This is a genomic window from Streptomyces sp. NBC_00016 (assembly GCF_045040885.1).
Lineage (GTDB): Bacteria > Actinomycetota > Actinomycetes > Streptomycetales > Streptomycetaceae > Streptomyces > Streptomyces coriariae.
In genome coordinates, this window is sequence record NZ_CP108304.1 from 3,591,972 (window position 1) to 3,604,207 (window position 12,236).

Annotated in this window: 14 protein-coding genes and 1 tRNA gene; 7 read left to right on the forward strand and 8 right to left on the reverse strand. The window is 72.3% G+C overall.

All coding sequences use genetic code 11. The annotated features are described in order from the left end of the window. Positions 1-25: 25 nt before the first annotated feature. The 6 genes from OG933_RS15720 to OG933_RS15745 form a co-directional block, all read right to left on the reverse strand. Positions 26-1,264, reverse strand: coding sequence for an HD-GYP domain-containing protein (locus OG933_RS15720; protein WP_405627542.1), 1,239 nt, complete (start codon positions 1,262-1,264; stop codon positions 26-28). Beyond that, entirely contained in the window at positions 1,261-2,568 is a 1,308-nt protein-coding gene (locus tag OG933_RS15725) for an HD domain-containing phosphohydrolase (RefSeq protein WP_405627544.1), read from the reverse strand. The genes OG933_RS15720 and OG933_RS15725 overlap by 4 nt, the downstream gene beginning before the upstream one ends. A gap of 121 nt (positions 2,569-2,689) precedes the next feature. After that, the gene (gene rsrA / locus OG933_RS15730) at positions 2,690-2,992 is read right to left on the reverse strand and encodes a mycothiol system anti-sigma-R factor (RefSeq protein WP_054242759.1); all 303 of its coding nucleotides are present in this window, start codon (positions 2,990-2,992) and stop codon (positions 2,690-2,692) included. Further along, a complete protein-coding gene (locus tag OG933_RS15735) occupies positions 2,989-3,849 on the reverse strand; it encodes a sigma-70 family RNA polymerase sigma factor (protein WP_405627546.1) in 861 nt (286 codons plus the stop codon). The genes rsrA and OG933_RS15735 overlap by 4 nt, the downstream gene beginning before the upstream one ends. Before the next feature lie 98 nt (positions 3,850-3,947). Beyond that, positions 3,948-4,595, reverse strand: a complete 648-nt coding sequence (locus OG933_RS15740) for an alpha/beta family hydrolase (protein ID WP_405627547.1) — start codon at positions 4,593-4,595, stop codon at positions 3,948-3,950. 1 nt (position 4,596) lies between these two features. After that, the gene (locus OG933_RS15745; protein WP_078615800.1) at positions 4,597-5,412 is read right to left on the reverse strand and encodes an SOS response-associated peptidase; all 816 of its coding nucleotides are present in this window, start codon (positions 5,410-5,412) and stop codon (positions 4,597-4,599) included. Between the two features lie 50 nt (positions 5,413-5,462). Here OG933_RS15745 and OG933_RS15750 point away from each other — a divergent pair, with 50 nt between their 5' ends. The 4 genes from OG933_RS15750 (at position 5,463) to OG933_RS15765 (ending at position 9,130) form a co-directional block, all read left to right on the forward strand. Continuing rightward, positions 5,463-6,185 carry a M50 family metallopeptidase gene (locus OG933_RS15750; protein ID WP_267018505.1) on the forward strand — a complete coding sequence of 241 codons (723 nt, stop codon included), beginning with the start codon at positions 5,463-5,465 and terminating at the stop codon, positions 6,183-6,185. A gap of 121 nt (positions 6,186-6,306) precedes the next feature. Then, positions 6,307-7,647 carry a 3-phosphoshikimate 1-carboxyvinyltransferase gene (gene aroA, locus OG933_RS15755; protein WP_362530307.1) on the forward strand — a complete coding sequence of 447 codons (1,341 nt, stop codon included), beginning with the start codon at positions 6,307-6,309 and terminating at the stop codon, positions 7,645-7,647. An 11-nt stretch (positions 7,648-7,658) separates the two neighbouring features. Further along, positions 7,659-8,669, forward strand: coding sequence for a ribosome small subunit-dependent GTPase A (rsgA, locus tag OG933_RS15760; RefSeq protein ID WP_362530310.1), 1,011 nt, complete (start codon positions 7,659-7,661; stop codon positions 8,667-8,669). Between the two features lie 137 nt (positions 8,670-8,806). Beyond that, positions 8,807-9,130: a multidrug efflux SMR transporter gene (locus OG933_RS15765; protein WP_020130785.1), complete on the forward strand. Its 324-nt coding sequence runs from the start codon at positions 8,807-8,809 to the stop codon at positions 9,128-9,130. Here OG933_RS15765 and OG933_RS15770 read toward each other — a convergent pair. After that, positions 9,124-9,750: a TetR/AcrR family transcriptional regulator gene (locus OG933_RS15770; protein ID WP_405627551.1), complete on the reverse strand. Its 627-nt coding sequence runs from the start codon at positions 9,748-9,750 to the stop codon at positions 9,124-9,126. The two genes, OG933_RS15765 and OG933_RS15770, sit on opposite strands and share 7 nt — an antisense overlap. A 167-nt stretch (positions 9,751-9,917) precedes the next feature. On the opposite strand from OG933_RS15770, the gene hisN reads away from it, so the two are divergent. From hisN to OG933_RS15785, 3 genes are all read left to right on the forward strand, one after another. After that, positions 9,918-10,718 carry a histidinol-phosphatase gene (hisN, locus tag OG933_RS15775; RefSeq protein ID WP_020130787.1) on the forward strand — a complete coding sequence of 267 codons (801 nt, stop codon included), beginning with the start codon at positions 9,918-9,920 and terminating at the stop codon, positions 10,716-10,718. Between the two features lie 159 nt (positions 10,719-10,877). Continuing rightward, entirely contained in the window at positions 10,878-11,270 is a 393-nt protein-coding gene (locus tag OG933_RS15780) for a cyclic nucleotide-binding/CBS domain-containing protein (RefSeq protein ID WP_020130788.1), read from the forward strand. Positions 11,271-11,487: 217 nt separating this feature from the next. Then, positions 11,488-11,904 (forward strand): Fur family transcriptional regulator, encoded by a 417-nt coding sequence (locus OG933_RS15785; protein ID WP_362530317.1) that lies wholly within the window; start codon positions 11,488-11,490, stop codon positions 11,902-11,904. 102 nt (positions 11,905-12,006) lie between these two features. Here the strand turns inward: OG933_RS15785 and OG933_RS15790 are convergent. Then, positions 12,007-12,080: transfer RNA gene (locus OG933_RS15790), tRNA-Met, on the reverse strand. Between the last annotated feature and the right edge of the window lie 156 nt (positions 12,081-12,236).

Here is a 12,236-nt window from a genome sequence, read left to right on the forward strand (position 1 = left end):
CGGAGGGCCGCTCATTACCCATGGGTTACCCACCCGCGGGCGAGGTCAGACAACGCCGCGAAAGCACCCTGGCCAGGGCCTCCACCACCTCGGGCGCGTACTCCCCGCCGGTGCCGAGGCGCAGCTCCTCCAGGGCGGTGAGGGGCCCACCGGGACCGCTGCCCCGGACCTTCTCCTCGTATGCGTTCACCACCCGGACTATGCGCGCGGCCACCGGCTGCTCCGGGTAGGGGTCGGCCTGCCGCTCGACGACCGTGGCGACCTGGGCGCCCGCCCCGGTCTGGCGGACGACGGCGCCGCCGAGCAGCGCGATCCGCCGCTGCTGGGCCGCCGGCAGCCCGGCGGTGGCACCGGCCGGGACCGGGTCGACGAGGCTGAGCTGGCCGATGTCGTGCATGAGGGCCGCGTACTCCAGGACGCTCAGCTCGGGCTCCGGCAGCCCCAGGTCCAGGCCCACGGCCTGGCTGAGGGCGGCGACCCGGCGGGCGTGCCCGGCCGGGGTGTACCCGGCGATCTCCGTGGCCCGGGCCAGCGAGGCGATGGTCTGCCGGTAGGTGGCCCGCACCGCCGCGTACCGGCGCAGGGACAGCTGGGTGAGCAGCAGCGGCACCGAGAACACCGGCAGCGCCCACAGCCCGACGACGGCCACCGCGAGCGCCATCACCGCCCCCGTCGCGCAGACCGCCGAGCCGATCCCGGGCACCGCCCGCAACTCGTCCCGCAGCAGAGGGGTGAACGGCCAGCCGGTACGGGAGTGGGCGAGCGCGGCGGCGACCACGGCGTCGCACAGCACGGTCAGGACGAGCAGCGCGAGCAGCAGCAGCGCGTAGGCGGGCCCGCTCCAGGCGTCGAACACCCCGCGGTTGTGGAGGGGCTGGAAGCAGGCGGCGGCGAACCCGACGGCCAGTACCCGCCGGACCAGGTGGTCGAGGACGGCCTGTCCACGGGCCAGCTGCGGCACGCTGCCGAGCAGCGAGGCGGCGACCACCACCGCCACGACCTGGGTGACCCCGTGCTGCGTGGGGTGCCCGGCGTGCCCTCCGACCAGCGCGTACGACAGTGACCCGGCGGCACCGAGCGGCGCGGCCTCCCGCAGCCGGGGTCCGCTCTGGGGGCGGGTCAGCTCCCCGACGGCGACGAGGATCCCGAAGGCGAGCGCGACGGGGCGGTCCTCGACACCCGTCAGGAACGTGCCGAGGAGGGAGACGCCGACGAGCAGCGCGGCCGCGGAGTGGAGGGCGACGTGCGAGCGGCGGACGGTCATCGGCGTGCCTCGGACCGGCCGTCGGAGGTCTGCGCGGGCACGGCCGGCCGGTCCTCCTCGGCGGTCACGACGGGATGCCAGCCGTCCCGGGCGATGGCGTGCGCCAGCGCCGCGACCATCCGGGGGTCGAACTGGGCGCCCGCGCACCGCCGCAGCTCCTCCAGGGCGACATGCACCGGCCGGGCCCTGCTGTAGGACCTGGTGGACGTCATGGCGTCGAAGGCGTCCGCGACGGCGACCACCCGGGCCGGCTCCGGGATCTGGCTGCCCACCAGCCCGTACGGATAGCCCTTGCCGTCGATGCGTTCGTGGTGGTGGAGGATCGCCGAGCGGGCCTCGCCCAGGAAGGAGATCCCGCGGGTGATCTCGTGCCCGTACTCGGGGTGCAGCTCGATCACGCGCCGCTCCTGGGGTGTCAGCGGCCCCTCCTTGCGCAACAGCCGGGTGGGGACGCCGAGTTTGCCGACGTCGTGCAGGATCCCGGCGAAGCGGAGCATGTCGATCCGGCCCTCGTCCATCCCCAGTTCGCGCCCGATCAGAACGGAGGCCTGACCGACGCGCTCGCTGTGGCCGCGCGTGTAGCCGTCCTTGATGTCGACGGCCTGCACCAGGGCGCGGATGGTCGCCTGGTGAGCGGCGCGCTCCCGGTGGTACTGCGCGAACACCCACCACGACACGGCCATCGGGAACAGCACGAGCAGGGCGGCCACCGGCCCGTACGGGCTGAGCCACAGCACGGCCATCATCAGCCCGCCGAGCCCGTGCACCGCCAGCGGCGCCAGGGAACGCAGGAACAGCCCCCGGCAGGCCCGCCGCAGCGGCAGCCCCTCGGCGAGCGCGAGCATCCCGCCGTCCAGCAGGGCGAGCGCGGCGCAGAACACCAGCACGGCCGCGCCGGCCGGCACCAGCGCGTACGGCAGGTCGGAGCCGGCCACGGCGTCCCGCCCGCCGAGCGCGGCGTGCACCCGGGCGGCCGCCCACACGGCGAGCGACGCGTGGGCGGCCCGCCAGACCCGGCGCAGCAGAAAGGGGCGCCGCTCGACGTGCGAGAACAGCGCCCCGGGAAGCGGGACGAGAGCGGCCGCGGCCGGCGAGAGCAGGAACGCCCCGGCCAGCAGCACGGGGTGGAGGGTCCCCGCGAACCTGCGCCGGGCGATCCGCTCGCCGCCGGCGTACAGGACGGCGAGCAGGGCGACGGCCCACCAGGGGGTGCGCGCGCCGGGCAGCGAGGGGAGCGTGCAGAGCAGGGAGCCGAGGGCGACACAGGCGGCGTATCCGCGCGCCCGCGCCGGAATCCCTTCCATGACGCCTCCCCCAGCCGTACCTGTCCGGGCTCAGGAGCCTAGGACGGCCGGGGGTGGGTCCGCGGGCGTATCACCCGCGGATTAGCACATTCGAGTGACGGCAGCGCTTTCTGAAAGCGGCTCAGGTCTCCTGGGCCGTCGCCGTCACGTCGTGCTCGGGGACGGCCTGGCCGGAGCGGATCAGGTCGATCCGGCCCATCACCTTGGCGCGCAGGTCGGTCGGCACGTCGTCACGCCCGCAGCACCGCTTGACCAGCTTCTTCACGGCCTCCTCCAGCCCGTACTTCTCCAGGCAGGGGGAGCACTCCTCGAAGTGGTGCTGGAACTTGTCCCGGTCCAGCGGAGGCATCTCGCTGTCGAGGTACTCGTACAGGTGGTCGAGGACCTCACCGCAGTCCGTCTCGTGCGGATCTCCGCAGCTCATGAGCCCGAACCTTTCGCTTCGTTCGACTCTCCGGCACCGGCCGGGACCAGCCCGCGCTCACGGGCGTAGTCCTCGAGCATGCCGCGCAGTTGACGGCGGCCCCGGTGCAGCCGGGACATCACCGTACCGATGGGTGTCCCCATGATGTCCGCGATCTCCTTGTACGCAAAGCCCTCTACGTCCGCGAGATACACGGCGATCCGGAACTCCTCGGGGATGGCCTGAAGCGCCGCCTTCACGTCCGAGTCGGGCAGGTGGTCCAGCGCCTGCGACTCCGCGGAGCGCAGACCGGTGGACATGTGCGACTCGGCACGCGCCAGCTGCCAGTCCTCGATCTCCTCGGCCGCGCTGCGCTGGGGTTCACGCTGCTTCTTGCGGTACGAGTTGATGAAGGTGTTGGTGAGGATCCGGTACAGCCAGGCCTTGAGGTTGGTGCCCTCACGGAACTGGTGGAAGGACGCGTACGCCTTCGCGTACGTCTCCTGCACCAGGTCCTCGGCGTCCGCCGGGTTGCGCGTCATGCGCAGCGCGGCCGAGTACATCTGGTCGAGGAACTCGAGCGCGTCCCGCTCGAAGCGCGCGCTGCGCTCGGCGGTGGACTCCGCACCCGTCTCCCGGCTCACGCCCTGGCCCTCGGGCAGCTCCGCCTGGCCGTTGTCGGTCCCTGCGTCGGTACCGGTGACCGGACCCACCTCCTCAAGATCGCGGGTAGGACCGAAACCGATCCCACTCGAATCGGAGGATAGACGACTACCCGCGCCTGCCGCCGCTCCAATAGGAGCGGTCCTGGCCGCGTGCAGCACCGTCCAGTCCAGATCGGTGCGGCTGCTGCGGCTCGGGCAGATGGTCGAACCCATGCGGCGGACTTCCTCTCCCACTGACGTCGGTGCCGGTTGTTCAGCACTTCTGTCCGCCTCAACAGCGCCGGGCCCCTCCACATTCCCCACCCGTCGCCTCACCCGAGTGACGCGACCCACCCGACGACTCCCGCGGTGACGACCTCCAGCGTCTCCTCCTGCGTGACCCCGGCCCGCTTGGGCACCGCGAAGCCGTGATCGCCGTACGGCACCTCCACGAGGTCGTACCCGCCCGCGGGGAACTCGTCCGGCCTGCCGAAGGGGTCGTTGCCGCCCTGGACCACGAGGGTCGGCACCCCCGCCCCGAGCAGCTCGTCGGCGCGGGACTTCTCCGGCCTGCCCGGCGGGTGGAGCGGGAAGCTCAGCGCCAGCACGGCGTGCGCACCGAGCTCGGTGGCCGTTCGGCAGGCCACCCGCGCGCCGGCCGACCGGCCGCCCGAGATCACCGGCAGCCCGGGGGCGACGACGGCCGGCCAGATCCCGCGCCAGCCGACGTCGAGGGTCTTCGGCGCGGGCGCGACCTTCTTGCCCGCCACCCGCCAGGGCTGCTCGACGAGGGCGACGCTCACCCCGCGTCCGGGCAGCACGGCGGCGAGCGCCCGCAGGTCCCGGGCCTCGACACCGCCCCCGGCGCCATGGCTGACGGCGAGGACGAGCCGCGGCTGCTCGGCGCGGTGCCAGGTGATGCGGGCGGTACCCGCCTCGGTCTCCACCGTTTCGGTGCTCACGACTGTTTCGCTGCTCACGTCAGAAGAGTGTGCCCTCCTCGGGCCCCTCCAGCTCCTTCAGCAGCTCCGGGCCGTTGTTGCGGACGTTGCTGACGGCCGTGGACACCGGGTAGGCGCGCATCAGCCCCTCAGGCGGGGGTTCGAGGAGGGAGCGGAGGTCGTCGACGTCCGTCCTCGCCGGGTCGAGCCAGGCGTCCCAGCGGTCCGGGGTCAGCATCAGCGGCATCCGGGGGTGGATGTCGGCGAGGGCGTGCGGGCCGTCGGCGGGGGCCACGGCGAGCGGGGAGGTCTCCGCCTCGGTCGTGATCACCGAGCACGTCACCCACCAGGCCCGCGGATGGTCGTCGGGCAGGGTCCGGTCCCGCCAGAACTCGTACAGCCCGGCCATCGCGAAGACCGTGCCGTCGGCCGGGAGCACGAAGTAGGGCTGCTTGCGCGGGCGCTTCTTCTTGCCCTCGACCTCCAGGTCCCGCTCCTGGACGCCGGTGACCCACTCGTAGTAGCCGTCGGCGGGCAGGACGCAGCGCCGGGTGGCGAAGGCGCGGCGGTAGGAGGGCTTCTCGTGGACGGTCTCGGCGCGCGCGTTGATCATCCGCGCGCCGCCCTCGGGGGTCTTCGCCCAGGAGGGGACCAGTCCCCACTTCAGCTTCCGCAGCTGCCGAACCGGCTGCTTGTCGTCGGCGTCCTTCAACGGACGGTCGAGGACGGCGTAGACCTCCTTGGTCGGCGCCACGTTGTAGTCGGGCTCCAGGGCCTCCTCGGGCTCCCATTTCTCGACCTCAAAGATTCCTGCGAGATCCTCGGGCCTGCGACTCGCTGCATACCGTCCGCACATACGTGCCACACTGCCAGACTCCGTGAGCCGAAAGGGAGCCACCAGAAAACATGGAGAGCACCGCCGCCCTCGCGCTGCCCGACCTGTGGGACCGCCTCGTCGGCACCCAGACCGATCCCGACCTGTGGGTGGTGGTGGCCACCGCGGTCGCCGCCCTCGCGGTCGTCGTGCCGCACACCCTGTGGCGGATATCGCGCAACGCCATCACCATCGCCCACGAGGGTGGTCACGGCCTGGTCGCGCTGCTGACCGGCCGCCAGCTGACCGGGATCCGGTTGCACTCCGACACCAGTGGCCTGACCCTCAGCCGGGGCAAGCCGCACGGCCTCGGCATGATCCTCACCGCGGCGGCCGGCTACACCGCTCCCCCGCTGCTCGGCCTGGGCGGCGCCGCCCTCCTCGGGGCCGGCCGCATCACCCTGCTGCTGTGGGTGGCCACGGCCCTGCTGGTCGTCATGCTGGTGATGATCCGCAACGCGTACGGCGCCCTCACGGTGGTCCTCACCGGCGGCACCTTCCTGCTGGTGTCCTGGCTGGCGGGACCGCAGGTACAGGCGGCCTTCGCGTACGCCGTGGTGTGGTTCCTGCTGCTGGGCGGCGTCCGCCCGGCCTTCGAGCTCCAGGCGAAGCGCTCCCGGGGCGGCGCGGGCGACTCGGACGCGGACCAGCTGTCCCGGCTGACCCACGTACCGGCGGGCCTGTGGCTGTTCCTGTTCCACGCGGTGAGTCTGTGCGCCCTGCTGGGCGGGGGCCGGTGGCTGCTGGGGCTGTGAGGGAGCCCCGGAGCGGCGCGTCACGGGCGGGCGGGATGTGACGTCGGCGGCTCCACCGCGGGGCGCGGCCGGCCCCGACGGCGCCGCACCCGATGCGCGGCCGACCACTAAAGTGGAGCCCATGGCCCCGAACCCCGCACACACCGCCCTCTGGCCCGCCCCGCACGCGAGCGAGGCCGTCGCCGCGACGGTCCACGTGCCGGGGTCCAAGTCCGTCACCAACCGTGCCCTGATCCTCGCCTCCCTCGCCTCCGAGCCCGGCTGGCTGCGCCGCCCCCTGCGCTCCCGCGACACCCTGCTGATGGCGAGCGCCCTGCGCGAGATGGGCGTCGGCATCGAGGAGACCGTGTCGTCCAGCTCCTCCGGCGCGGGGAGCCCCGACGGCACCGGCGAGGCCTGGCGGATCCTCCCCGCGGGGCTGCGCGGACCGGCCACGGTCGACGTCGGCAACGCGGGCACGGTGATGCGCTTCCTGCCGCCGGTCGCCGCCCTGGCCGACGGCCCCGTCCACTTCGACGGCGACCCGCGCTCGTACGAGCGTCCCCTGAACGGCGTCGTCGACGCGCTGCGGGTCCTCGGTGCGCGGATCGACGACGACGGGCGCGGCGCGCTGCCGCTGACCGTGCACGGCGGGGGCGCGCTGGACGGCGGGACGGTGGAGATCGACGCCTCGTCCTCGTCCCAGTTCGTGTCGGCCCTGCTTTTGTCGGCCCCTCGCTTCAACCAGGGCGTGGAGGTCCGCCACACCGGCTCCACGCTGCCCTCCGTACCGCACATCCGGATGACGGTCGACATGCTGCGCGCGGTCGGCGCGCAGGTGGACACCCCGGAGTCGGGCGGCGAGCCGAACGTCTGGCGGGTCACCCCGGGCGCCCTGCTGGGCCGGGACCTGACGATCGAGCCGGACCTGTCCAACGCCCAGCCGTTCCTGGCGGCGGCGCTGGTGACGGGCGGCCGGGTGCTGATCCCCGACTGGCCGGCCCGCACCACCCAGCCGGGTGACCGGCTGCGCGAGATCTTCACCGAGATGGGCGGTTCCTGCGAACTGGCCGACTACGGCCTGGTCTTCACCGGCTCGGGCTCGATCCACGGCATCGACGTCGATCTGAGTGACGTCGGCGAGCTGACCCCGGGCATCGCGGCGGTCGCCGCCCTCGCGGACTCCCCGTCCACCCTGCGGGGCGTGTCCCACCTGCGCCTGCACGAGACGGACCGGCTGGCCGCGCTGACCAAGGAGATCAACGAGCTCGGCGGCGATGTGACGGAGACCGCAGACGGTCTGCACATCCGCCCGCGCCGGCTGCACGGCGGGATCTTCCACACCTACGACGACCACCGCATGGCGACGGCCGGCGCGATCATCGGCCTGGCCGTGGAGGGCGTGCAGATCGAGAACGTGGCGACGACGGCGAAGACCCTGCCGGACTTCCCCGAACTGTGGACCGGGATGCTCGGGGTATAGGGACTTTCGCCATGCGCCGCTACAGCAAGAACACCGACGAGGACGACATCCGCAGCCGCCCGAACCGCAAGGGCAACCGGCCGCGCACGCACATCCGTCCCAAGCACGAGGACTCCGTCGAGGGCATGGTCCTCACCGTCGACCGGGGCCGGCTGACCTGTCTGGTCGACGACCGGATCGTGATGGCGATGAAGGCCCGCGAGCTGGGCCGCAAGGCCGCGATCGTGGGCGACCGGGTCGCGATCGTCGGCGACCTGTCCGGCAAGAAGGACACCCTCGCCCGGATCGTCCGCATCGAGAAGCGCACCTCGGCACTGCGCCGCACCGCGGACGACGACGACCCCTACGAGCGCGTCGTCGTGGCCAACGCCGACCAGCTCGCCGTGGTCACCGCCCTCGCCGACCCCGAGCCCCGCCCGCGTCTGATCGACCGCTGCCTGGTGGCGGCCTTCGACGCCGGCCTCACCCCCCTGCTGGTCATGACGAAGTCGGACCTGGCCTCGCCGGACAAGCTGCTGGAGCTGTACGGCCATCTCGACATCCCGTACGTGGTCACCAGCCGCGACGAGCTGGAGAACGGCGACGCGGCGGACCGGGTGCGCGCGTTCCTGGCCGGGCGGATCACGGCGTTCGTCGGTCATTCGGGCGTCGGGAAGACGACCCTGGTCAACGCGCTGGTCCCGGAGGAGCGGCGCCGGGTGACCGGCCATGTGAACGCGGTGACCGGTCGCGGCCGCCACACCACGACCTCGGCGCTGGCCCTGCCCCTGGCGGGCACGGACGACTGGGTGATCGACACCCCGGGCGTACGGTCCTTCGGCCTGCACCACGTCGACCCGTCCCGGGTGGTCCTCGCCTTCCCCGACCTGGTGCCGGGCACGGAGGGCTGCCCGCGCGCGTGCAGCCACGACGAGAAGGACTGCGCGCTGGACGCGTGGGTGGCCGAGGGTCATGCCGATCCGGCGCGGCTGTACTCGCTGCGCCGGCTGCTGGCCACCCGGGAGCGCACCGAGGGCGACTGATCCACCGGCTGACCACCGACTGACCCCGGCTGATCCACCGGCTGACCACCGCGTTGTTTGCGTCCCCCCGGCCCCGGTAAGTGCATAATCGCACCGAGCCGGAGCCGGACCGGGCCGGGCGTACGGAGGGACAGCACATGGCGTGGCTGCTGGTCGTCGTGGCCGGGTTGCTCGAGACCGGTTTCGCCGTGTGCCTCAAGCTGTCCCACGGCTTCACGCGGCTCTGGCCCACCATCGCCTTCTGCGCCTTCGCGCTGGGGAGCTTCGGTCTGCTGACCCTCTCCCTGAAGAAGCTCGACGTGGGCCCCGCCTACGCCGTGTGGACGGGCATCGGCGCGGCGGGCACCGCGATCTACGGCATGGTCTTCCTGGGCGACCTGGTGTCGGTCCTGAAGCTCATCTCGATCAGCCTGGTGATCATAGGAGTGATCGGGCTCCAGCTGTCGGGGTCGGCTCACTGACCCGACCGGTCGGCCGGCTGCCGCTGGAGCGCCCCCCGCACCAGCTCCGCGACGCCGTCCTCCCCCGCCGGGGGCGCGGCCACACAGGACAGGGCGAGCCGGACGGCGAGTTCGCAGGAGCGGGCCAGGTCGGCGGCGTCGGTTCGGACGGCGCCGGGACCGCAGAGCACGGCCACGGCCCGGTCGCGGACGGCGCCCACCAGGTCGCCGGGCGAGGGCAGCGGCCCGTCGGCCCGGCGCTGGGCCGGGACGGCGGAGGAGGACGGCACCGCCGAGAGCGTCGGCGAGGGCAGGCGCTCGCTCCAGAAGCCGGTGAGGACGGCCCGTACGAGAACGTTGTCGCGGGCGGCGGAAGTGGTCCACTCGGCGGTGGCGGTGAGCCTCTCCCGGACGTCGCCGTGCACGGCCAGCGCCCGCTCGACCCCGGCGAGATATCCGTCGGCCTCGCGCCTCACGAGCGCCCGGGCCAGGCCCTCCTTGCTGCCGAACTCGTTGTACAGCGTCTGCCGGGACACCCCGGCCGCCGCGGCGACGTCCACCATCCGCACCGCGGCCCACGGCCGTAGTGCGAGCGCCTTGAAGGCGGCGTCCAGTAGGGATTCCCGCGCTGCAGGCATCATCGCCTCCCTGGGGCGAGCGGCTCTGCGCCCAGGTTTGACGCGGACGGGAGCACTGTCAAGGGTTCGCGGCGGCGGCGATGGTTCACCGGCCGTGTCCACGGCTCCTCCACGTCCACCCCGCGGTCCCCTGTGGCCCGTTCTCACCTTCGGCGGATACGGTTCGTCCCATGCCGGACTACCACGACGACCTCCGACTCGCGCACGTCCTCGCGGACGCCGCCGACGCCGTGACCATGGACCGTTTCAAGGCCCTCGACCTCAAGGTCGAGACCAAACCGGACATGACCCCGGTGAGCGAGGCCGACAAGGCCGCCGAGGAACTCATCCGCGGTCAGCTCCAGCGGGCCCGTCCACGCGACGCGATCCTCGGCGAGGAGTACGGCGTCCAGGGCACCGGCCCGCGCCGCTGGGTCGTCGACCCGATCGACGGTACGAAGAACTACGTGCGGGGCGTGCCCGTCTGGGCCACCCTCATCTCGCTGACGGAGGCGGGCGAGGGGGGCTACCAGCCCGTGGTCGGCGTGGTCTCCGCCCCGGCGCTGGGCCGTCGCTGGTGGGCCGCGAAGGGGCACGGCGCCTTCACCGGCCGCAGCCTGACCTCCGCCACCCGGCTGCGCGTCTCCCGGGTCTCGGAGCTCTCGGACGCCTCCTTCGCGTACTCCTCGCTGACCGGCTGGGAGGAGCGCGGGCACCTGAACGGCTTCCTGGACCTGACCCGCGAGGTGTGGCGCACGCGCGCGTACGGCGACTTCTGGCCGTACATGATGGTCGCCGAGGGCTCGGTCGACCTGTGCGCCGAACCCGAGCTCTCGCTCTGGGACATGGCGGCCACGGCGATCGTCGTGACGGAGGCCGGCGGCACCTTCACGGGCCTCGACGGCCGCCCGGGTCCGCACAGCGGCAACGCGGCCGCGTCGAACGGCCTGCTCCACGAGGAACTGCTGGGTTACCTCAACGAGCGTCACTGAAAGACCCGCCCGAGACTCACAGATGAGCGCGCGCGCCCTCAATTGGCTGCGCGCGCCCTCTTGTTGACCCCCGCTTTACCTGCCACGCTGACAGCACCCCCCACTTGTGAACTTGTGAATCCATGAACAATCGTGGGTTCTTAGGAGGTGGCTCCAGCCATGCTCGTCCGCGACGCCATGAGCACGGTGGTCCTCACCATCGGCCCCGCACACACCCTCCGTCAGGCCGCCGCCCTGATGTCCGCCCGCCGCGTCGGCGCGGCCATCGTCCACGACCCGGACGCCGGCGGCATCGGCATCCTCACCGAGCGGGACATCCTCAACTCCGTGGCACTGGGACAGGACCCGGACACGGAACGCACCCACGCCCACACCACCAATGACGTCGTCTTCGCCGCCCCGAGCTGGACCTTGGAGGAAGCGGCCCAAGCCATGGCCCACGGCGGCTTCCGGCATCTGATCGTCCTCGACCGCGACGAACCGGCCGGCATCGTCTCGGTCCGCGACATCATCCGCTGCTGGGCGCCTGCGCGGCAGCAGGTACCGGCCTGAGCGCACGAACGGGCCGGACCCCCGAAGGGAAGCCCGGCCCGTTCGTCCACGACAAGCGGTCCAGTGCTGTCAGCCGCGCAGGGCCTGGACCGCGGCCTCCAGCCGCTCGCCGTGAATTCTGTCGACTTGATCCTACAGTGGACTTCATCCAAATCAATCAGTGATCTAAAGTCACACCTGTTCGGGACCTGGTCCGTGTAGCTGCTAGGCTGATTTCATGAGCGATCTCCTGGAACGGCTGCGCGGACGCGGATGGCGGATGACCGCCCAACGGCGCGTCGTGGCCGAGGTGCTCGACGGCGACCATGTCCACCTGACCGCCGACGAGGTGCACTCCAGGGCCGTCGTCCGGCTGCCCGAGATCTCCCGGGCGACCGTCTACAACACGCTCGGCGAGCTGGTCTCGCTCGGCGAGGTGCTCGAGGTCGCCACCGACAAGCGCGCCAAGCGGTACGACCCGAACGCGCACCGCCCGCACCACCACCTGGTGTGCGCCCGGTGCGGGGCCATCAAGGACGTCCACCCGAGCGGCAACCCGCTGGCCGACCTCCCCGACTCGGAGCGCTTCGGCTTCACGGTCTCGGACGTCGAGGTGACGTACCGCGGGATCTGCCCGAACTGCGCGGCCGTGTAACGCCCTTCCCCGTACGCGCAACCCTGTTGCGCATCGCGGCGGGGCGTACCCGCACATGACTGAGGGCCGGAACCCTTTCGGATTCCGGCCCTCGATCTTCAGTAGCGGGGACAGGATTTGAACCTGCGACCTCTGGGTTATGAGCCCAGCGAGCTACCGAGCTGCTCCACCCCGCGCCGTTGAATGCAACGTTACGTGAAGGGGAAGGACAAAGGCAAATCCATTGACCGGCACCTGTCGACGCAGGTCAGAGCACTTCAGCGTCAGCCCGTCCGGCGTTTGAGGACGAGGCCCGTTCAGGGCCGACAGCGGGGGCCGGCCCCCGGGGACGG